Annotated in this window: 17 protein-coding genes and 1 riboswitch; of the genes, 8 read left to right on the top strand and 9 right to left on the bottom strand. The window is 44.0% G+C overall.

Annotation, left to right across the window (positions count from 1 at the left end; all coding sequences use genetic code 11):
- Positions 1 to 191: 191 nt before the first annotated feature.
- Complete coding sequence (locus CXF83_RS08310; protein WP_101092799.1) at positions 192 to 770, bottom strand: thymidine kinase; 579 nt, start codon at positions 768 to 770, stop codon at positions 192 to 194.
- 399 nt (positions 771 to 1169) lie between these two features.
- Here CXF83_RS08310 and CXF83_RS08305 point away from each other — a divergent pair, with 399 nt between their 5' ends.
- Entirely contained in the window at positions 1170 to 3305 is a 2136-nt protein-coding gene (locus CXF83_RS08305; protein WP_101092797.1) for a M3 family metallopeptidase, read from the top strand.
- 99 nt (positions 3306 to 3404) lie between these two features.
- On the opposite strand, the gene CXF83_RS08300 is transcribed toward CXF83_RS08305, so the two are convergent.
- The 3 genes from CXF83_RS08300 to CXF83_RS08290 form a co-directional block, all read right to left on the bottom strand.
- Positions 3405 to 4976 (bottom strand): Na+/H+ antiporter NhaC family protein, encoded by a 1572-nt coding sequence (locus CXF83_RS08300; protein WP_101092795.1) that lies wholly within the window; start codon positions 4974 to 4976, stop codon positions 3405 to 3407.
- Positions 4977 to 5055: 79 nt separating this feature from the next.
- Positions 5056 to 5277, bottom strand: a riboswitch (Lysine riboswitch).
- A 196-nt stretch (positions 5278 to 5473) separates the two neighbouring features.
- Entirely contained in the window at positions 5474 to 6397 is a 924-nt protein-coding gene (locus tag CXF83_RS08295) for an electron transfer flavoprotein subunit alpha/FixB family protein (protein WP_101092793.1), read from the bottom strand.
- Positions 6397 to 7146 carry an electron transfer flavoprotein subunit beta/FixA family protein gene (locus CXF83_RS08290; protein WP_101092791.1) on the bottom strand — a complete coding sequence of 250 codons (750 nt, stop codon included), beginning with the start codon at positions 7144 to 7146 and terminating at the stop codon, positions 6397 to 6399. The genes CXF83_RS08295 and CXF83_RS08290 overlap by 1 nt, the downstream gene beginning before the upstream one ends.
- Before the next feature lie 339 nt (positions 7147 to 7485).
- Here CXF83_RS08290 and CXF83_RS08285 point away from each other — a divergent pair, with 339 nt between their 5' ends.
- The 6 genes from CXF83_RS08285 (at position 7486) to CXF83_RS08260 (ending at position 14384) form a co-directional block, all read left to right on the top strand.
- Complete coding sequence (locus CXF83_RS08285; protein WP_101092789.1) at positions 7486 to 7878, top strand: H-NS histone family protein; 393 nt, start codon at positions 7486 to 7488, stop codon at positions 7876 to 7878.
- A 161-nt stretch (positions 7879 to 8039) separates the two neighbouring features.
- Positions 8040 to 11084, top strand: coding sequence for an amidohydrolase family protein (locus CXF83_RS08280; RefSeq protein WP_101092787.1), 3045 nt, complete (start codon positions 8040 to 8042; stop codon positions 11082 to 11084).
- Positions 11084 to 12460 carry an amidohydrolase family protein gene (locus tag CXF83_RS08275; RefSeq protein ID WP_232775074.1) on the top strand — a complete coding sequence of 459 codons (1377 nt, stop codon included), beginning with the start codon at positions 11084 to 11086 and terminating at the stop codon, positions 12458 to 12460. The genes CXF83_RS08280 and CXF83_RS08275 overlap by 1 nt, the downstream gene beginning before the upstream one ends.
- A 142-nt stretch (positions 12461 to 12602) precedes the next feature.
- Entirely contained in the window at positions 12603 to 12986 is a 384-nt protein-coding gene (gene rcsF / locus CXF83_RS08270; RefSeq protein ID WP_101092785.1) for an Rcs stress response system protein RcsF, read from the top strand.
- 25 nt (positions 12987 to 13011) lie between these two features.
- Positions 13012 to 13737 (top strand): tRNA (N6-threonylcarbamoyladenosine(37)-N6)-methyltransferase TrmO, encoded by a 726-nt coding sequence (gene tsaA, locus CXF83_RS08265; RefSeq protein WP_101092783.1) that lies wholly within the window; start codon positions 13012 to 13014, stop codon positions 13735 to 13737.
- 2 nt (positions 13738 to 13739) lie between these two features.
- Entirely contained in the window at positions 13740 to 14384 is a 645-nt protein-coding gene (locus tag CXF83_RS08260; RefSeq protein WP_101092781.1) for an acyltransferase, read from the top strand.
- 40 nt (positions 14385 to 14424) lie between these two features.
- On the opposite strand, the gene CXF83_RS08255 is transcribed toward CXF83_RS08260, so the two are convergent.
- Both CXF83_RS08255 and CXF83_RS08250 read right to left on the bottom strand, forming a co-directional pair.
- Positions 14425 to 16254, bottom strand: a complete 1830-nt coding sequence (locus CXF83_RS08255; protein ID WP_232775073.1) for a phosphoethanolamine transferase — start codon at positions 16252 to 16254, stop codon at positions 14425 to 14427.
- Positions 16255 to 16866: 612 nt separating this feature from the next.
- Positions 16867 to 17217, bottom strand: a complete 351-nt coding sequence (locus CXF83_RS08250; protein ID WP_101092779.1) for a DUF805 domain-containing protein — start codon at positions 17215 to 17217, stop codon at positions 16867 to 16869.
- 572 nt (positions 17218 to 17789) lie between these two features.
- Here CXF83_RS08250 and CXF83_RS08245 point away from each other — a divergent pair.
- Positions 17790 to 19502, top strand: coding sequence for a proline--tRNA ligase (locus tag CXF83_RS08245; protein WP_101092777.1), 1713 nt, complete (start codon positions 17790 to 17792; stop codon positions 19500 to 19502).
- A gap of 134 nt (positions 19503 to 19636) precedes the next feature.
- Here the strand turns inward: CXF83_RS08245 and CXF83_RS08240 are convergent, their stop codons facing one another.
- The 3 genes from CXF83_RS08240 to CXF83_RS08230 all read right to left on the bottom strand — a co-directional run bounded on the left by CXF83_RS08240 (position 19637) and on the right by CXF83_RS08230 (position 23070).
- Positions 19637 to 20863, bottom strand: coding sequence for a phenylacetate--CoA ligase family protein (locus CXF83_RS08240; protein ID WP_101092775.1), 1227 nt, complete (start codon positions 20861 to 20863; stop codon positions 19637 to 19639).
- Between the two features lie 15 nt (positions 20864 to 20878).
- A complete protein-coding gene (locus CXF83_RS08235; protein ID WP_101092773.1) occupies positions 20879 to 21697 on the bottom strand; it encodes an ABC transporter ATP-binding protein in 819 nt (272 codons plus the stop codon).
- Positions 21698 to 21783: 86 nt separating this feature from the next.
- Positions 21784 to 23070, bottom strand: coding sequence for an ABC transporter substrate-binding protein (locus CXF83_RS08230; RefSeq protein WP_101092771.1), 1287 nt, complete (start codon positions 23068 to 23070; stop codon positions 21784 to 21786).
- Positions 23071 to 23095 lie beyond the last annotated feature (25 nt).

Raw genomic sequence — 23095 nt, 5'->3', positions numbered from 1 at the left:
TTGCTGGTTATCCTGACGTCGGCGAACATTGAATAGCGATTCAATCCTTGTGAGTCTAACAATAAGCGGCAACCTTAAAGCTTGCCGCTTTTTTATGGCTAACAAATGTTTAAACAGACACAACAAAAAAGCCAGTGGCGGTTAGCGACTGGCTTCTAAAGGGTCTCAATTGATGTTAGAACAACAAGAGGTTAATCCCAGATAAACTCTCTGAAGTGTTTACGGCAAACCGACTCGTAGCTTTCATTACCACCAATAGCGACCTGTTCACCCTCTCGCATTGGCTTGCCATCATCATCTAGACGCACCACCATATTGGCTTTACGACCGCAGTGACAAATCGTTTTCAGCTCGACTAACTTATCAGCCCATGCAAGTAAGTATTGGCTACCCGTAAATAACTCACCTTGGAAATCGGTTTTAAGGCCATAACACAGCACTGGGATATCCAGAATATCAACCACATAAGTAAGCTGCTTGACCTGCTCTTTACTTAAGAACTGAGATTCATCGATTAAAATACAGTGCAGCGTTTGCTCATCGTGAGCCGTGTTGATCATACTGGTTAAATCATCACCACTGCCAAATACTTGCGCTTCGGTCTCAATGCCAATACGCGAGGACACTTTACCTACACCATATCGATTATCGATTGACGCTGTCATGACTAAAGTATTCATACCGCGTTCACGGTAATTATATGAAGACTGTAATAGTGAAGTCGACTTACCGGCATTCATTGCCGAATAATAAAAATAGAGTTGCGCCAAACCAAGAGTCCTTAAGGATGAATTCGTTGTTAGTCTAGCATTGTTCGCTAACAGAAATCATCCACAACCCACGATATAGTGAGGCTGATCATCCGTTATGTTTATCACTGGTTTTATCACTCTACGCAGCGTAACCGTCTAGACAATAGCGGCAAGCTAGCGAGTTAACACCAATTTTAAAGCCCGCTTATCTCAACATAATTTTGGGCAAGATTAACCACATCCCCCCAGTCTGCGTTTGCCATACAAAATGACCCTTTCAAATCCATATCTATCGTCATGAAAGACACCAAACACAAAATCAATTCCCCCATTCTTAAGCATCAGTTAACAAACAATTGCTAATGTCACTTACAGACTCATCAGAAAAAATAACTATAATTAGGGAATTATTACTCGATGCATAAAACACTCATCGCAGCCGCTATTACTGCAACGCTCGCATTAAGCGCCTGTTCAACGACTAAAAATGATCCAACGGCAGCGACTATGATTCAAACTCAGAATCCTTTCTTACAAGCCAGTGCCTTACAATACCAAGCACCTGATTTTAGCTTGATTAAAGATGAGCACTTTGCGCCAGCACTCGAACTAGGGATCAGTGAGCATTATCAAGAGATCCTCGAAATAGCGAATAACCCAGATGCTGCAACATTTGAAAATACCATCGTTGCGATGGAGAAAAGTGGCGAGCTGCTAAACCGAACCTCTAAAGTGTTCTATAACCTGACGGGCTCAAACAGCAACCCAACGTTACGCCAAGTACAAGGTAACATGGCGCCGAAAATGGCAGCGCATTCAGATAATATCAATCTCAATCCAGCGTTATTTACTCGCGTAGAGAGTATCTATAACAGCCGAGCTGATCTTAACTTGTCAGCAGAGGCTAACCGCTTAGTTGAGGTTTACTATCAGCGTTTTGTTCGTGCGGGCGCTAAGCTCAACGATAATCAAAAACAGCAGATCCGCGCATTAAACGAAGAACAATCAACGCTCACCAATGAATTTGCTCAGCGCTTAATGAGACTGACCAAAGAGATTGCGATTGTTGTAGACAATAAAGCTGAACTTACGGGTTTATCTGATAGCGCGATTCGCGCCGCGGCGGCAGATGCTAAAGCTAACGGCCACGACGGTAAATATCAACTCAATATCACTAACACTACGCGTCAGCCTGTGCTGACCCAGTTAGACAATCGCGAACTGCGTCAGCAAGTGTGGCAAGCCTCAGCTAATCGTGGTCTTGAAGGCGAAAACGAAACGGCCTCTTTTGTGGCTCGTTTAGCGCAACTGCGAGCAGAGCGCGCTGAACTGCTTGGATTTGATAGCTGGGCTGATTACCGCCTTGCGCCACAAATGGCCAAAACGCCAGAAGCCGTTTACAAGATGTTCGGCTCTATGGTGCCAGCCGTTGTTGCCAACACCAATAAAGAAGCTGCCGACATTCAAGCCATGATAGGCAAAACAGGCGCTGATTTTGAACTTGCCCCATGGGACTGGGCCTATTATGCCGAGCTTGTGCGTAAAGATAAGTATGACTTAGACGCTAGTGCTATTCGCCCCTATTTTGAGTTTGACCGCGTGTTAGAAGACGGCGTGTTCTTCACCCTTAACGCGCTTTATGGTGTGAGTTTAACCCCGCGTCCAGACTTACCGGTATACCACCCAGATGTTAAAGCCTATGAGATGTTTGATGAAGATGGCACTAGCTTAGCGATTTTCTACGCCGACTATTTTGCCCGTGATGGCAAACGTGGCGGCGCTTGGATGAGCTCGTTTGTGACCCAATCGGAGCTGCTAAATAGCAAGCCTGTTGTGGTTAACGTAATGAACATTAAAAAAGCCCCCGCGGGCGAGCCGACCTTTGTTAGCTATGATGAAGTCACCACCATGTTCCACGAAATGGGTCACGGCACTCATGGCATGTTCTCTAAAGTCACCTACCCGACGCTTTCGGGCACTGCGGTTTCACGTGACTTTGTTGAGTTTCCATCAACTTTCGAAGAAGATTGGGCTGCGCACCCTAAGGTGTTAGCCAACTACGCCAAGCATTATGAAACCGGCGAGCCTATTCCTGAAGAGCTACTTAATAAGTTGCTTAAATCGCGTAGCTTCAACCAAGGCTTCGATACACTTGAATATATGTCAGCCGCCCTGCTCGATTTAGAGTGGCACTCACTTAAAGCTGATGCGCCACTGCAAGATGTCGCCAGTTTTGAAGCTGCGGCACTTAAAAAGCACGGCGTCGACTTGCCTGCGGTACCACCAAGATATAAGTCGACCTACTTTGCTCATGCGTTTCCTGGCGGCTATTCAGCCAGTTATTACGCTTACATGTGGAGTGAAATTCTAGCTGCAGATGCCTTTGCTTACGTGCAAACCCAAGGTGGATTGAATCGTGAAATAGGCATGAAATTTAGAAAAACTATTCGAGAGGTCGGCAATACTGTTGCACCAATGGATGCCTACAAAGCCTTTAGAGGTCAAGAGCCAACCACAGAAGCATTGCTTAAGCGTCGTGGCCTAAACGACTAAGGCTTAAATCGTCCTCACAAAAAAGCCGTTCTCAACTGAGAACGGCTTTTTAATGCCTTACGATAAGCGCAATCAACAAACTAACGGCTTATCACTTAGCTAAGCCGTGATCCCCTGACGAGATTTAATCCGCAGTATTATCACGCTAATCACAAACAGCACACTACAGGTCAATAAGCCGGCATACACTGATTCAGTGAAACCGAGTACGATGTAACCCCCTAGGCTAATACCTGCGACAATCAGTGCATAAGGTAACTGCGTCATCACATGGTCGATATGATGACAGTTTGCACCGGTTGACGACAAAATCGTGGTATCAGAAATAGGTGAACAATGGTCACCAAACACAGCGCCCGCGAGCACAGCTGCAAGCATTGGCAACATCATACTCGTATGACTGCCCATCGCCATATCAGCGGCAATGGGTAACATAATACCGAATGTGCCCCAGCTCGTTCCAGTCGAGAACGCTGTTAAGCCTGCCAAGATAAAGAGGACAGCTGGCAACATCGCAAACGGAATATTACCGGTCGCTAAACTTGCCATATACTTGCCAGTCTCAAGCTGACCAATAACGCCTGAAATCGTCCAGGCAAATACCAATATATAGATTGCTGGCAGCATAGACTTAATGCCTTCGACCAAGCCTTTAACGATCATCTTCTTATCTACACCTTGGTAAATAATAAGCGCTAGCGTCACGGCTAAACCAATTAAAGCACCAAAGAATAGTGATGAGCCAACGTCAGTATTTTCAAACGCGCCAATCAGGCTGAAAGTTTCGTTTTTAGCGGCAAGCGCATCACCACCACTACTGACCATAAAGTAGAATGTGGCAAACACCAGTACCGTAATAGGCAAAAACAAACCGATGATTTTACCCGTATCAGCTTCTGGTAATCCAGAGCTAGCACCAGGTGGTAATCCTTTAGATTCATCATAAAGGCTACCTTTTTGTGCATTAAGCTCATGTTGACGCATAGGACCGATATCAAGTCCCATTAGTGCGACACACAGTAGCAGTAATAACGCGAAAATAGCGTAGAAGTTCATCGGGATCATCTGTACAAACGTGCTCAAATGTCCTGTATCAGTAAATCCATGTGCTGTTAATATGCCACCAATCAAGGCAATAATGTACGCGCCCCAGCTCGATACTGGAGATATCACACAGATAGGTGCAGCCGTTGAATCCAGTAGATAAGCAAGCTTACTACGCGAGATATAGTAACGGTCTGTTAGCGGTCTTGCGACGCTACCCACCACTAAGCTATTAAAGTAGTCATCAATAAACACCACACAACCAAGGAACATGGTTAATAGCTTGGCATCACGCTTATTACGGATATGCTTGCGTGCCCACTCGGCAAACGCCCGAGCCGAACCGCTCACGGTAATGAGTGCGGTGATCATTCCAAGCACAATCAGGAAGCCAATAATATATAGGTTCCAGCTGTTGAGTGCGCCATCATCCCACACCAGCGACATGACTTTTGTGCCCACGTATTGGGCAGTGTTTGCGGCAGAGAAATCTGTCAGCAGTAGCGCACCCAGTAGGATCCCCACCCCAAGAGAAAGTAAAACACGACGGGTTAACATCGCCAGTACGATTGCCACTACCGGAGGCAGCAACGAAAGTGCCGAATCGGCATAACTTAAAATTGTCATTTAATTATTATCTTCGTTAAGTACGAATGGAGGCCGACTGAACTGGTGGGATATAGCATTGAGAGCTGATTACACCTGTCCTATCAGTAGCGCTCCACAGTAATATTAATGTTCGACATCAATATAAAATCTTCTTATCTTCCCGATAAGAAATACTATGGCAGTGCTGTTCCTATTTGGTAACAGCCCCAGCAACAAGCCTCGATATGCTATGTCACTTCGGCATCAAATCCTTTCTCAACAAGTCATAGGCATCACCCTACTTATTGGTACTAATATTGAATGCACCTCTACTTCTAAGGACGTTAAATAGACTGAGCTAATTAACGTGAGTGACATAAAAACATAAGCGGCTTTAGGGATGCTACCCTAAAGCCGCTTATCGTGACACAGATCGCAAATATTACCAACTCGAACACATGGCCGATAACAGCCTAGTAACCTATTGAAAACAACTTGGCGGTTATTAGTTTGTCACGGCTATAATGGCTAATGAGTTACAGCAGTTCTAACAGCTGTGGAACCGCTTCAAATAGATCCGCTTCTAATCCATAATCAGCAACCTGAAAAATAGGCGCTTCTGGATCTTTGTTGATAGCCACAATCACTTTTGAATCTTTCATGCCAGCTAGATGCTGGATAGCACCCGAAATACCGACAGCAATGTACAAGTCTGGCGCAACAATTTTACCTGTTTGACCCACTTGCAGATCGTTAGGTACAAAGCCTGCATCGACTGCAGCGCGTGATGCACCCAGTGCACCCCCTAATTTATCAGCAAGTTGCTCTAGGATGCCGAAGTTCTCACTGTTGCCCATTGCTCGGCCGCCAGACACGATAACAGAAGCATTACCCAATTCTGGGCGCTCTGATACCGTTAGGCTTTGAGAGATAAACTCAACTTGAGGTGCAACCTCTTGTGTCAGTGTCACAAGCTCTGCACTACCATCGCTTGCAACCGCATCAAATGCACTTGAGCGTACCGTCATCACTTTTTTGTCATCCAAGCTCTGGACTGTGGCTAACGCGCTACCCGCATAGATAGGGCGGACAAACGTATCGCTACTCACCACTGCGATCACTTCTGAAAGCTGGTTAACGTCGAGTAAAGCTGCAACGCGCGGCAATACATCTTTACCATGGCTTGATGCCGCAGCAAGAATATGCTCATAGTCAGCTGCAACGTCAGTGACTACATCGGCAGTATTTTCTGCCAGGCCGTTGGCATAAACGGCAGCATCGGCAACTAAGACTTTGCGTACGCCATTGAGCTGTTGTGCACTGCTCACCGCATCATTACAGTTGTGACCGATGACTAATACATCAATGTCGCCACCAATCGCTTGACCGCAAGCAACCACTTTAGCGGTATCCAGTTTTAAACTGGCGTTATCGTGTTCTGCTAATACTAAAATTGCCATTAGATCACCTTCGCTTCATTCTTTAACTTTTCAACCAACTCTTCTACAGAAGACACCATCACACCCGCGCTACGCTCAGCGGGCGGAGTCACTTTAAGGACTGTCTGGTGAGACTTTAAGGTCACATCGAAATCTGCAGGAGTCAGTGTTTCAAGTGGCTTACGTTTAGCTTTCATGATGTTAGGCAATTTTGCGTAACGAGGTTCATTTAAACGTAGGTCGGCGGTAACCACTGCTGGTAAAGGTAGCATCAATGTTTGCAGGCCACCGTCAACTTCGCGAGTGACCGTAAGCTGGTCTGCATTCATCTTGATTTCAGAGGCAAACGTTGCTTGTGGCATTTTGCCAATAGCCGCTAACATTTGACCTGTTTGATTGTTATCGCTATCGATGGATTGCTTACCCAAAATAACTAAGTCGACTTGCTCTTTTTTCTGTACCGCATGTATAAGCTTAGCCACAGACAAAGGCACAAGGTCTTCATCAGTCAGAATATGAATAGCGCGGTCAGCACCTAATGCTAGCGCGGTTCTCAATTGCTCCTGCGAAGCTTTTGGGCCAATACTCATGACGATCACTTCAGAAGCACTTCCCGCTTCTTTTAAACGAACGGCTTCTTCTACTGCAATCTCACAAAACGGGTTAATCGCCATTTTTAGGTTTGCGGTATCGATACTCGTATTGTCAGCATTAACCCTGACCTTTACATTGGCATCGACGACACGTTTTACTGGCACCAATACTTTCATAGGGCTTCCTTCTTACGTCGCTTAATGAACGGGATTATGCGAATAGCTACTTATATATCAAAGCAACTATTACAGAAATTAGAGTTACTTTACGTGCTGTTGACGTTAACGTCAACATGCAGCCGAACGACTGTTCACATTAATCTAATTAGATAAGCAGTAATTGACCGATATTGATAACATTTGAGAAATATAATCACTGTTAATACAAATTAATCTTAATTAATATTTTTTATTCTCAATTAAATTGAAATTTTATTTGATCCTTATCGAAATAGTTCCTATTATTTGTGACAGAATATAAAAATACTTTTCTATCTTAATTGGACATCTATCACTATGAACGAATTTTTAGATATATTGACCCACGGTCGTCGTTTTAAAGCTGCGGTTAAAGAGTTATCTCTTGAAGAGTTAAAAGATCTTGGTGTAAAGCTCGAAAAAATTATCGAAGAAAAAGCATCTCAAGCTGAAGCAGAAAGTGAAGCAATGGCTGAACGTAATGCTAAAATTGAAGAAATTCGTCAGCAAATGGAAGCGATTGGCTTATCAGTTGACGATATTGGTGGTGTAGGCATTAAAGCAGCACCTAAGAAACGTGCTCCACGTCCAGCTAAATACCAAATTGAAGTCAATGGTGAAATGGTTCAGTGGACTGGCCAAGGGCGTATGCCAACCGTATTCAAGAATGAATTAGAAAAAGGTCGCACAATGGAAGACTTTCTTATATAAGTTTCCATTTACTTCCTATAAAAACCCAGCGCTTGCTGGGTTTTTTTGTTAATACTCATCACGTAATTACATTCGACGTTACAATTACCGCTTAGTAATTGCTATTAAGTTAAGGTATTCTCACACTTCCCCCTACTCTTCTAACAAACATAAGTACGATAATGCATAATCATAAAATAAAAGCCCTTGTCGCTCTACTTAGTGCGTTAACCAGTCATGGCGCACTAGCCAATGACCAATTGACCGATAACACACCAAAAATCACCGCATTAAGTCATGCAACCCTTATGCTTAAACCCGGTGAAATACTGAAAGATGCCACACTGTTAATTGAAAATAATCGAATCAAGTCGATTATCAAAGATAATGACATTCCCGAAGGTGCGCTCGAAATTAACTTAGCAGGTCATATTATCTATCCAGGTTTCATTGACCCATTTACTGAATATGCCATCGAGTATGAAGCAGAAAGTGGAGATAGCAGTGATCCGGTTTATGAAATAAAACGCATTGGGGGTAACGCAGAGAATGGCGCGATTCATTCAGAAAAAGAATGGTTCAATTATGTGTATCCAGATAAAGAGCAAGCGGGGAAATGGATTAACAATGGCTTTACAAGTGTCCAATCTAGCTATTTAGATGGCATTTTTAGAGGCCGTGGAGTCAGCTTATCTTTAGCAGACAAAAAAGCAAACGATATTATATACAAGGCTAAAACAAACCAATTTATGGCATTTGATAAGGGAACCTCTATTCAAGACTACCCTCAGTCATTAATGGGAAGTATGGCCCTTATTAGACAAACGTTTTCAGATGCTCGTTGGTATAACGACAATATAGGTAAGAGTTCCAATACCACTAACAACATTGAGTTTAACATTGCATTAGAGCGTCTGGCGGGTCTTGAAGAACAAAGCTTTATATTTCAGACCAAAAATCTAAATAGTCAAATAAGAGCGGCCCGGTTATTAAATGAACAAAATGTAAAAGGTAGCCTACTTGGTAATGGTCATGAATATGCCAGAATTGATGAACTAAAATCTTATCCATATAGTTTGGTGCTGCCGTTAAATTACCCAGCCGCTCCGACAATCGGTGACAGTGACAGCTCGCGAGATGTCAGTTTAGCGGCATTAAGACATTGGGAAAGCGCACCAAGTAACCTTGCGATAGTTGCAAAAGCGGATGTGCCTTTTGCATTAACGCAGTATGGGATTGAGTCAGACACGTTCTGGCCACGACTAAAACAAGCAATAGAGCGCGGCTTAGATGAAGAAACCGCCCTTGCAGCACTCACAACAGAAGCGGCTGAAATTGCGGGCATTAGCAATATGGTGGGGCAATTAAAATCCGGGTTCATGGCGGACTTGGTGATTAGTAATGGCAACGTATTTGAAAATGGTAAAATAACCAGTATCTGGTTACAAGGTGAAGAGCGTCAACTTATCAATCGTGATCTTGCCATGCTTGCTCAGCCTTACCAATTGCAAATCAACGAACTCACCTTTGATCTTAACATTGGACAAGATCCCAGTTTAAGCGGCACGTTATCAAGCGGCGAAAAAGAAATAACCCTCGGCGATGTTAACTTTAATCAAGGTAGAATGACTTTCAGCGCAGATTTAACTGACGCCGGAATAAGTGGTATTAGCCGCTTTACATTGTGGTTTGATGAAGCAGGTCTGCGTGGTCGCCTACTGGACAGTCATGGCCAAACTATCCCCTTTGGTGGAAGCAAACTTGAGCCCGTTATCGATGACGCAGAACCGCAAAAAGAGCAACAAACTGCGCTGAGTCAAATAGCCAAGCAAACATCACCTAATGTAGCTTACGGTCTACAACAACAGCCAATTCAAGACAAACTTCATATAAAGAATGCCACGATTTGGACATCCGATAAAAGCGGTGTGCTACAAAATACCGACTTAATTATCTCCAAAGGCCGTATCGAAGAGATAGGTAGCCAACTGCGTACACCGTCGGGTTACCAAGTGATTGATGCCACCGGTATGCACTTAACAGCAGGGATCATTGATGAGCACTCGCATATTGCGCTTAATGGCGGCACTAATGAAGGCACCGATGCTATCACCTCTGAAGTGAGGATTGGCGATGTCATCAACCCCGACGATATAGCCATCTACCGTGGTCTTGCTGGCGGCGTGACCACAGCACAAATTTTACACGGTAGCGCCAACCCTATTGGTGGCCAAGCACAGGTTATTCAACTTAAGTGGGGCGATAACGCTGACCAGCTAAAATTTGCCGGTGCCCCAGCCAGTATTAAGTTCGCGTTAGGTGAAAACGTAAAGCAGAGTAACTGGGGAGATAAATTTAATCGTCGCTTCCCACAAAGCCGCATCGGGGTTAAATCACTCTTTAGTGAAGCCTTTAACGAAGCTTTAGCCTACCGAAAAGCACAAAAAGATTATAAAAATATGCGTTCTAGCGAACGCAGACGTACTGTTGCGCCGCAATACAACTACCGCTTAGAAGCTATAGCGGAAGTGCTAGAGCAGAAGCGTAGCGTACATATTCACTCTTATGTGCAATCTGAGATCTTGATGTTTATCAGGCTCGCTGAGGCTTACAATTTTAAAGTCGGTACCTTCACTCATATTCTTGAAGGCTACAAAGTCGCTGACGAAATGGCTAAACATGGCGCTTATGCATCGACCTTTTCTGATTGGTGGGCTTATAAATTTGAGGTTTATGACGCCATTCCACAAAATACCTGTTTAATGCAAAACAAAGGCGTACTCACTAGCATCAACTCTGATGATTATGAGATGCAGCGTCGACTTAACCAAGAAGCCGCTAAATCGATGATGTATTGCGGTATGGCAGCAGAAGATGCCTGGAAAATGGTCACCATTAATCCTGCAATACAGCTTGGCATTGATGAAAAAGTCGGTTCACTCGTCGAAGGTAAGCAAGCTGATATCGTACTTTGGAGCGATTCACCGTTGTCGGTTTACGCCAAAGTGGAATCAACTTGGATTGAAGGTCGTCGTTACTTTAGCCGTGAGCAAGATAAACTGGCTCAAATTGCAGTTGAAAAAGAGCGCGCCGCCTTAATTCAAAAAGTATTGCTTAGCGATGACGCCCACAAACAGGGTGAACCCAGTACTGAGCAAACAGAACCAGAATGGCACTGCGATACCCATTTCAATGCTTGGCAACAAACTGCACAAGGAACACTGTAATGATGTTTACTCAATCCACTAAGCACGCTTATTCACTGCTTAGTGTTGTCAGCGCGTGTATCCTTAGCAGCGCGGTTTATGCCCACGATATGCTTCCTGCCCCAAAGGAAAGTGGCGCGATGCTTTTTACTAATGCCACCGTTCATTCGGTTATTCATGGCTCACTCGAGCACACAGACGTACTTGTCGCCGACGGAAAAATTGTGGCGGTAGGTCAAAAACTGGCCACGCCAACAGCAATAGAGACCACAAATACAACGGAGGCAGCAACCGAAGCAGGCAAAGCGTCGTCAGCAACGGCGGTTTTAGCCGCCAATGCGGTTGTTATTGATGCGACTAATAAGCACATCTATCCCGGTCTTATTGCGCTTGATACCACTATGGGGCTAATTGAAATTGAGATGATGCGCCCAAGTAACGATGCTTATGAAGTTGGCTTTATCAACCCACAACTTGAAGCGATAACGGCGTTTAATCCCGACTCGGAGATCATCCCCACCGTTCGGGTTAACGGTATTACACACGCTCAAATTGTACCACAAGGTGATGGGCTTGCTGGTCAGTCAGCACTTGTTTCTCTGGATAGCTGGACTATCGAAGATGCGCTGGTAGACACCAATAAACAGTTCAACCTCTATTGGCCACATATTCGTTGGCTCTCATCTGATGCTGACAAGCGTCAAGAGCAGCTAGATGATCTCAGTAAGCGTGTCGACAAGGTGCACAGTGCCTTTAGCGATGCTCACCGTTATCAACTGGCGCTGAAAGCGGGAAAGATTGTTAAAACTGACCTACGCTGGCAAGCATTAACACCTCTTTTTGAGGGTAATGCACAGTTGTTTGTCCATGCTCAGTCACAAAAACAGATAGAGGAAGCGATTGCATTAAGCAAAATCTATGGCTTTAAGATAGTGATAGTTGGCGGATATGATGCGTGGCGATTAGCGGATGCGTTAAGTGAGGTTAATGCCTCGGTTATTTACACCCAGACCTTAAGTTTGCCTAAGCGTAAGGATGAGCCGATTGATCTTGCCTTTAAGATCCCTGCGCTGCTTAAGCAAGCCAATATTCCATTCGCACTGGGTTTCTCATCTGACTGGAACAGCCGTAACTTACCTTTTGCAGCAGGCCAGACTGTTGCTTATGGATTAACCAAGTCAGAAGCGCTACAAAGCATCACACTTGATGCCGCAAAAATACTCGGTATCGATGACATGGGCGCGATTGCTCCCGGGTTTAAGGCCAATATTATTCTCGCCACTGGCGACATATTAGATCCAATGCAAGCCGCAATAGAGTCGGTGTACATTGATGGTCGTAAAATTGATTTAAATAATCGTCATCAACAGCTTTATCAAAAGTACCTAAAGCGCTAGAATTTCAAACTTATAGCGCTAGCAAGATAGTTCGATAGAAAAGTGCTCTTTATGGGCACTTTTTTGAACACCATTTTTAATGTTAGGCTTTTATATCAATGCCTTTCACTGGCCCCAGCAACTCATATAACAGGCAATCATTATGAAATACCTACTTCCTGCATCTCTCATCCTTTTACTCAGCGCTTGTGCGGGTGAATATGCCTTCAACAGTAACCTCGATAGTGATGCGATTAATGACTATTTTAAAGCCTCTGATGTCACCGTCTATGAAGGGAGTGTTCAACCTAGAGGCCCATATGAAATTAAAGGGCTAGTTGAAGGTGAAACCTGCCAAATGGGTAAAAACGATGCCCCCGCGTCTATCGCTGAAGCGCGCACATTAGCTCGCCGCGCAGCTGCCGATAAACACGCTAATGGTTTGATCATTAAAAATTGCCTATTAATCGAAGCATCGACACAAAATTGTGTCACCAGTGCTCTTTGTGTTGGCCAAGCAATTACCACCACCAGCGTCCCAAAATAGCCGCGCCTCAAACTAAGAGTAACCAATGTCCTTTACTAACCAAATCCAAGCTGTCGCGTATTGCCGAACGCCTTATAAACAAAAATTTGGCATCCCACGCCAACCAGGCTTAGTGTCCGCAGCACGTGGTTTTGTTGAACTTGCCGCCCCTTTTAATCAAGTTGATGCCGTTAGAGGGCTAGAGCAGTACTCTCATGTGTGGTTGCTGTTTTGTTTTCATGAGAACTTAGCTCAGGGCTGGAAAACCACCGTTCGTCCGCCAAGATTGGGCGGTAATGAAAAGCTGGGAGTATTTGCCACGCGATCAACCTTTAGGCCAAATGGCATCGGTCAATCGGTGGTGAAGCTGCATGCGGTACATACTGACAATGGTAAAGTCAGACTTGAGATCTCAGGCATGGACTTGCTCGATGGCACCCCTATTGTCGATATAAAACCCTATATTCCCTTCTCTGATGCGATTGATGACGCACACGGCGGCATAGCCCAAGAAGCACCAAAGTTGGCAAGTGTGACATTTTGCGAAACAGCCCAACAACAACTTGAGCAATATCAGCAAAATCCCGCATATCCGCGCCTAGCAGAGCTTATTGAAGGCGTATTAGCACAAGACCCTCGCCCAGCGTATAAGAAGGCCAAAGCCGATCCTAAGTTGTATCAAGTCGCGCTATATGATTTAGATATCTTATGGAAAGTAATCGACGATAGTATAGAAGTGCTAGCGTTACGCCCCTCTCAAGTGGGACTGTAAGCATGAGCAGCCTTTTAGCCACCACTAACTCAGTTGATAAACCAGATTATCGAACACAACATAAGAAACGCCTGTCTTATATGCCGTGGCTGTATTTCTCGTTAAAAGAGAAACACCTTTTATGGGCTAAACCTTGGCAAGATGAGGTGCAAACACATTTTTGCGCCGTAGAAACAATCTCGATAGCTGATAACTGCTTTATTGCGCCAGAGGCAAACCTGTTTGCCGAACCTGGCCGCAATATCGAAATGGGTAAGCAATGCATGATTGCCGCCGACAGCTTTTTACATGGTCCAATAACCTTGGGTGATGAAGTGGCTATCAATCACGGTTGCTCATTCGATGGCGGCCGTCATGGTATCACCATCGGCAACCAAACTCGTATCGCTAACAATGTCACTATCTATGCCTTTAATCACGGTATGGCGCCCGACACCCCCATTTATCAACAAGCCTCAAACTCCAAAGGCGTAGTGATTGGTAATGATGTGTGGATAGGGGCTCAAGCAGGCATTGTTGATGGTGTCACTATAGGTAATCACGCTGTCATTGGTATGGGCGCAGTTGTAACTAAAGATGTTGCCCAGTACGCCATTGTGGCAGGTAATCCAGCAAGAGTGATTGGAGATAGACGAGACAAAAACTAAGCCGTTGGCACTCGCTTTTCAGAGAATTCCAGCTCGGCAATTATTGCTTAATTGCCGAATCTCCAGTTGCAACTCTCATCATGCTCTTTCCCTTGCAGGATGAAAATAGATCAAGTGACTCCTGATACACACTAGAGCTGACCTGCAATAGACCTAACATGCTATGAAAGATATTATCGTGGCTAAACTCATTTTGCTCTGCGTTTTTTGTTAGACACTTAGTATCAACTTTCATTGGCTCGGCAAACCAAGTTAACAAGGGTACATGTTTTTGCGATTCCGGTGCCAATGCATAAGGAAAACCATGCAAATATGCCCCGTTTTCACCAAGCGACTCACCATGATCAGAGACATATAACATTGCCGATTCAGTGTTAATCGGTAATCCACTTAGCTTATCTATCACCTTTGAGATCACCCAATCGGTATAAGCGATGGTATTATCGTAAGTATTAATTAACGTCGCTGTACTGCAATTTTGGATATCACTGCGTGGGCAATCATCTTTAAATATACGTTGATTATCAGGATAACGCTTATAATAAGTAGGACCATGAGACCCCATCATATGCAACACTATCAAAGTAGTATTAGCCGTTAGATTTTGCAATTTATTCTCTAGTGGAGCCAGTAATGCTTCATCGAAACAGTAATCACCATCACACAGTGGCGAGTCTGATTTAACGTCGATGGTCACTGTTGGTACTCGCTCACATACCCCTTTACAGCCATTATTATCCACCCACAACACATCAACTCCAGCCAGTAAGACTAAGTCGAGTAAATTTTGCTGTGAGTTCGCTTTATTGTGATCGTATTCCTCTCGGCTTAATGCAGAAAACATACAGGGAATTGACACCGCAGTTGCAGTACCACAGGAGTACATGTTTTTGAATGAGGTCACCGGTTGCACTTGAGTGTACGGGTTAGTTTGTTTTGAATAGCCATTATGTGAAAAGTGATCTGCCCTCGCCGTTTCGCCCACTAGCATCACAAGAACCCGCTTAGCTCCAGCATGTTGATTATGCAGTTTTGGCTCACTATCTAGTAACTTAAATTCAAGTGGGGTCGAAAAATAATGGTCGCGTGCATATTTACCTGTTGCGACTAGATATTGAAAGGGGATAGAGGACTTCTGCAGAAATTTATTATTGCGCCCAACAGAGGCGTAATTGGGATAATACAAGTAAGCAATCATCACTATAGTAACGAGACTGATGAGGCTCAGCTTTACACTATGGGCCACATTTCTACCCATCGACAAATAATGGACGTCACTACGAGCAATCAAAATGGCTGGTAATAGCCCACTCAGCAAGAAGAACAGCACCGAATACTGATTGAGGTACATCATGGCTTCTGAGCTATGGCTCTGCAATGAGTTTTGTACCATACCGTAATCAAACACTACACCATAAGTTTGCCTGCTATAAAACGCTAATGAAGATAGCAGTAGCAACGTAATAAGCACTGGCTTTAACAAGTATCGATGACCGCCTAAGCTAAGCAGATTGATAACCTGTATACATAGACAAAAAACCAGTAGAGGTATGCTATATAAGAAACCGAGATTATATTCAGGCAGCGCTGTTACAACAGCCCAAACTTCTTTTAAAAATGGAAAGTTAAATACTAAGGTAAAATATAATGCAGTAATACAAACCAGCTGATTAACGCTAATATTACTCAGTAAATAATACAAAGGATTAATATGTTCTTCTCGACTCTTCATACAGAAATAAAACACCGTAATGGCTAAAGAGGCTAGGCTATCACTGAGCTTAGTTTTGTAGTGTAACCGAGTGTAACCCGCAAGTAAGCAGATGTAAGCGCTGAATGGTAATCGCTCTGGTAAAATACCATGGTCCAAAGAGTATGATGAGTGGAGCTGATTTCAGTCCAGCATCCAGCTAGACAAAGACTTTAACTAGCAGCTGTTTTTATCTATTTCAATAAATACCGGACCAGTTCAAAGCTATTTAGATCTTGTAATTTAAGCTAGGTTGTTGAATAAATTCAGCAACACTTATAAGTCAAATTCACCAAATGAGCCGATTCACTCCCCTTTGTAAGTTAACCAAAAAATAATCTACGTTGTTCATTAATTTTTAACCCATGCTCAATCATTCTCCCCTATATTAAAAATGCCCAACCAGAGAGTGATATCGATTTAAATCATGAAAGCCGCAAAATAAAGGTATTGTTTAACTTGTCCAGACTAAACACTAAAAGCAGAAAAGCAGAAAAGCAGAAAAGCAGAAAAGCAGAAAAGCAGAAAAGCAGAAAAGCAGAAAAGCAGAAAAGCAGAAAAGCAGCAAGTCTGATAGCAAGCTTTATAGGTTCAATATAAATTCGATTTAAAATATTTTGACGATGACTTTGTTCTATTTTTAAATGAACATTCCATTATTCTTATGAGAAAAAAAGGCCAAGTCATTGCTGAACTCGGCCTTTAAAACGAGATAAACAGTAATGCTATCGCTTAGCTTGCAGCAACACCTTTAGGGTTATCACCGTAGCTGTTTTCATCGTGACTGTCTTGTACATAGAAAACTATCAATACGATAAGACCAATCAGAGGAATAATCCCAATCAACTGCCACCAGCCACTTCTGCCAGTATCATGAAGTCGCCTCGCGCCGATACTTAGCGAAGGGATGAGTAATCCAAGCGAGAAGATAAATGTTAGCACGCCAAGACCCAGTAAAGAGTCAATAATACCCAGTAGGAAACTAAAAATCATATAAAACAAAATAAACATCCAGAATTCAGTTCGTCTTGCGCGCCCTGAAAAATCTGCGTACTTCTTTAAAGCTCCAATAAAATAATCCATTATTGTGGACTTTCCTTGTTGTTATAAATTTCTACACTCAATATTGAGCAAATACGTATATCACAATATCTCATAAAACGACCAAAGCCATCCAAACGGGTCACGGTAAGACTCTTTGCAGTCCACAACACCCGTTTTAAAACACTTGAATTGCCGCGAACTGCCATTAATGGTGATAAGCAAAAAATAAAATGCCTAATTCCACTTTAATCAGCAACAACGCTGACGCCACAAATGCTCACTCTAGAGATTACAAATACGTTAAATTAAATCACGTTAATTAACAAGCTCTTAAACTAAATAATCAAGCCTGTCTTTGGATATTATTTAATACCATTACAGTTAAAAAAATTTTCACGCTAACACTGTGTCAATACTGTACTCATCACAGCAAATGTGACACATGCTATATATCTCTAATATTAAAGCTTATTTCAGTTAAAACATTTGCGTTTATCGACTGTATTATTAGTGAAACTCAACAATTTTAACGAATGTCGAAATGGGTAGGTGACATCACTTCAACAAGTGATAAAATGGCGCCCATTCAACTCAATTTCGGACACTCGGTAATGCGCGTAAGCAAGTACCTGCTATCAACTCAAAAAGAAACACCGGCTAATGCAGAAGTAGTTAGTCACCAGTTAATGTTACGTGCGGGCATGGTCCGTCGTAATGCATCAGGCTTATACAGCTGGTTGCCGACAGGTTTACGTGTACTGCGTAAAATTGAAGCTATCGTTCGCGAAGAGATGAACAAGGCCGGTTCGGTTGAGATCCTTATGCCTATGGTTCAACCTGCGGATCTTTGGGTTGAATCTGGTCGCTTAGAAAAGTTTGGCCCCGAGCTACTGCGCTTCCAAGACCGTCATAACCGTGACTTCGTTTTGGGCCCAACTCACGAAGAAGTGATCACTGATATCGTGCGTAAAGAGGTTAACTCTTACAAGCAACTGCCCCTGAACTTGTTCCAAATTCAGACTAAATTCCGTGACGAAGTTCGTCCACGCTTTGGTGTGATGCGTTCACGCGAATTCTTGATGAAAGACGCTTATTCTTTCCATTTAGATCAAGAAACCATGGACGAGACTTATGAGTCTATGTTCCAAGCGTATAGCAACATATTGACCCGCTTAGGCTTAGCTTTCCGCCCTGTAATGGCTGACACTGGCGCCATCGGTGGCAGCACATCACATGAGTTCCATGTTTTGGCTAATAGTGGTGAAGACTTAATCGCATACTCAACTGAGAGCGATTACGCAGCCAACGTTGAAAAATGTGAAACACCAATGCCAACAGACACTCGTCAAGTAGCCACCAATGAGATGACGCTTGTAGACACTCCGAATGCTAAAACCATTACCGAGCTCGTTGAACAACACGGTATTGCGATTGAGAAAACAGTTAAAACACTTATCGTTAAAGGCGCAACAGAAGAAGCGCCGTTAGTGGCGGTTGTTGTTCGTGGCGATCATGATTTAAACGAAGTCAAAGCTGAAAAGATTGATGCGGTACTGGCTCCATTTGAATTTGCCGATGAAGCTGATATCCGTAAAGCGATTGGCGCAGGTCCTGGTTCTATTGGGCCTGTAGGTCTTAATATTCCAGTATTTATCGACCACAGCGTCGCAGTAATGAGTGACTTTGGCGCCGGTGCTAACCAAGATAATAAGCATTACTTTGGTATCAACTGGGAACGTGATCTACCAGAGGCACCAGCATTTGATCTGCGTAATATCATCGAAGGTGAACCTAGCCCATGTGGTAAAGGCACTATTGCCCTGCTTCGTGGTATCGAAGTCGGCCATATCTTCCAGTTGGGCAACAACTACTCTGAAGCGATGCACGCTAACGTACTCGACCACAATGGTAAGTCTAAGACCTTACTAATGGGTTGTTACGGTGTTGGCGTGAGCCGCATGGTTGCAGCAGCTATTGAGCAAAACCACGATGATCGCGGTATTATTTGGCCAGAAGCTATTGCACCGTTCTCCGTCGGTATTTTACCAATGAACATGCACAAATCTCACCGTGTTAAAGATAGCGCTGAAAAGCTTTATCAAGACTTAACCGACGCAGGTATAGAAGTCTTGTTTGATGACCGTAAAGAGCGTGCGGGTGTGATGTTTGCTGATATGGAACTGATTGGCTTGCCAAATGTGGTTGTTATCGGCGACCGTAACATTGATAACGGTGTATTCGAGTATAAAAATCGTCGTACTGGTGAGAAGCAAGAAGTGCCATTCGAGCAAATTGTTGAGTTCTTAAAAGCGCAACAAGCTTAAGCTTTCTCTCATTAAGTTAGGGTCATTTAGCTTATGTTCATTTAGCTACCTCAATTTGAAATAGCTAAACTAGCGACAGTAGAACGCCGATGATGATTCATCGGCGTTTTTGTTTCTGCAGTGCCTTCAAACCATTAACGTTGATCTTCAATCACAATACCGTCGTCCAGCATACTGCCTATAGCGACTAAGCTAACGTCGCTAGAGAGTTGTGTCACCGCGCGAATCGATTGTTGAATCGCCACAATGTCAATGTTAAGCCGTACATTATCATCCACTTCGCACAGCAGGCACATCTTGTCATTGTCATTTTCACTGCAGACCACCAGTCTCACACGCTGGATGGCACTATGATAAAGCCGGACTCGTTCAACCTGCTCAGGATGTATAAACAAGCCTTTGACTTTAGTGGTTTGGTCGGCGCGCCCAAGCCAGCCCTTGATCCGCATATTGGTGCGACCACAGTCACTTGGGCTGTCTAACTGCGCACTTAGATCGCCAGTCGCAAAACGAATTAATGGATAGTTTGGGTTAAAACTGGTTATCACCACCTCTCCCACTTCACCTCGTTTGACTGGCGCTAAACTGCCCGGCCTGACAATTTCCAAAATAATATCTTCAGCCACGACTAAACCCGCATCAGCAACACTCTCAAAGGCAATTAAGCCAATATCTGCGGTGGCATACGCCTGTTTAACCTCAATATCAGCCTCGTCAAAAACGGCTTTAAGCGCGGGAGTCAGCGCCTCCCCAGTCACTAACGCTTTACTAAAAGGCAATGGTCCTTGCTGCTGAAGCTTAGCTTTATCTAGCAATATTTTAAGAAATGAAGGCGTGCCGCAGTAACTGTTAGGTTGTAAATTATGAATGATATCGAGCTGCATTTCGGTCTGCCCAGGGCCTGCGGGGATCACACTACAACCGCAGGCTTTAGCACCAGAGTCCATAATAAACCCACCGGGTGTAAGATGATAAGACAAACAGTTTTGTACCAAATCACCCGCCCTAAACCCTGCAGCAAAAAATGCTTGCCCCATGCGCCACCAATCGTGGCCATCGGCTTCCGGCTCATAGATTGGCCCTGGCGACTGAAAGACCCTCCCCACGCCACTCATATTCGGTACCATACCCGCAAACGGCATATTTGCCGCTTGAAGCTTAATCAAATCTGACTTTCGAGTGATCGGCAGCGCAGCCAGTGCTGAGCGAGAGTTGATTTGGCTTAGGTCGATATTAGCTAACACGCGGTGGTAATAATCAGATGACTCCTGAGCAAAACATAAAAAATCGCTCAAGCGAGACATTAACGTCGCTTCTCTTAGCGTCGCAGCTTGTTGTTCTTGTGCACTAAAAAATGACATGGGTATCGCTCCTTATTACAACCAGCGTTTACGGCGCTTATAAGATTTCAAGTTTTTAAAACTCTTACGCTTTTCTTTGCCGCCACCAAGATAAAACTCTTTCACATCTTCATTATTCAATAGCTGCTCATTGGATCCATCTAGCACTATTTTTCCTGACTCCATGATGTAGCCATAATTTGCCGCCTTTAGCGCATAGTTAGCATTTTGCTCCACCAGCAACATGGTGATCCCTTGGTCACGGTTAATCTTCTCAATAATGCCAAATACCTCTTTAACCAGTAGCGGTGACAACCCCATAGACGGTTCGTCTAAACAGATCATCTTAGGTCGTGCCATTAATGCGCGCCCAATCGCTAACATTTGCTGTTCACCGCCAGACAAATATCCCGCTAACCCAGTGCGCTCTTTAAGACGAGGGAAATAGTTATACACCATGTCTATATCTTGATTCACCTGACCATCGTTTCGGGTATATGCGCCAAGCTTTAGATTTTCAATAACACTCATGTCCTCGATGATCCGGCGCCCTTCCATCACTTGGAAAAGTCCGGAACGTACAACATCCTCAGCATTTTTGACATCAATACGCTCACCCATAAAATGGATATCACCGCGTGACACTTCACCATTTTCGGTCTTGAGTAGGCCAGAAATCGCTTTCAAGGTTGTCGATTTCCCCGCACCATTAGGCCCTAATAGGGTCACAATCTCGCCTTGAGGAACATCGATGCTAACGCCACGTAGTACTTGAATAACATCGTCATAAACCACTTCAATGTTATTAATCGATAAAAGAGGACTTTCAGGCTTTAACTGCACAGCTTGTGTCATAACAACTCCAACTTTCAATGTTATTGCCTAGCAAGAAAATACTGACTTACTAGGCAGATAAACGGACTTCAACGAGCAAGTAAGGCTTAGTAACCTAACCAGTCAACACGACGCTCTAGCGTTATCTGATCCACTTTATCAACTCGTACATCACCACCATTAAAGTTACCTTTGTAGATGTTAACTTGGTTAACACCGCGGTGATCCTCCGGGGTCCATGTTGCCGCTAAGCACACACCTTCGAGCCCTTTCGGTACCCAATTATTACGCACATACATGCCCTTTTTAACATTCTCACCAGTGACACCACCGTTGGCTTTAGCCCACTCCATAGACTCTTTCATAAAATAAACTGAACAGACTCCGCGGATATAGTGATGTAGTCGCTCTTTATTCCCTTCACTGTCGGACATCTTTGAGATCTCACGTACCAGTTTCATCCCCGGGACATCATCAGTCCAAAATGGCGTCATGGTGGGGAATATATAGTTTTTAACGCCCTCACCAGCCGCCTTAAAGACCAATTTGTCGCCGCCCCAGATATTCGACATAAACTGAATATCGGTGCCAACGGTGTTACACGACTTAATCAGTGATTGCACTGAACCGCCTAAGTTACCGATATAGCCGTAGTTTGTTTTCGAGCTTTTAAGACTTAAACACTGAGCCTTAAAGTCACCCGGTTTCATTGAAATAACCACCGAAGGCAGAACATCAAAACCTAGCTCTGCTGCATATTCAGCGCAGGCCGCTTTGGGGGCGTTAGGAAATGGATGGTTAGCCCCAATATGGGTGAACTTGGGTTTACCTTCGCCACCTTTTGTTTTCCAGTCATCGGCAGCCCACTGTACTAGTCCACGACAAGAATCTGAGTAAGATGCACCATAGAAAAAGTTATAAGGTGCCGGCTTTTTAGTGTTGGGGTTCTTGCCCTGAGGATCAGTTAAGTGACCAGAATAGGATGCTGAAAAAATAGGGGTTTTATCTTTCGCCGCAAAAGAGATCAGCGCCTCGGTATCTGCCGTGCCCCAGCCTTGCATGGCCACCATATTTTTACGTGACTGCCACTTTTTATAAGAGGCTATCGCTTGAGGCACTTTGTAGCCGTAATCAATGGTTTCATACTCAAGCTTGGTGCCATCAATACCGCCATGGGCATTAATATAAGCAAGTGAATCTCGCACACCGTCGGCATAGGGCTTACCCACAAACGCGGTAGGACCTGACATATCAGCTAGGTGGCCAACAAAAATAGCCTCTTCTGCGTGAGCTAAACCACTGGCTGTTGTGGCTAAACAAGCAAGGCTTGAGCCCAGCGCCCACTTTAAGTATTTCACTTTATTCAAACCGTTATTATTAGTATGGTTATACATAGTTATGATCCTTCAAATGTTCAGT

Source organism: Shewanella sp. Choline-02u-19 (assembly GCF_002836205.1).
GTDB lineage: Bacteria > Pseudomonadota > Gammaproteobacteria > Enterobacterales > Shewanellaceae > Shewanella.
This window is presented reverse-complemented; position numbering and strand designations above follow the sequence as displayed.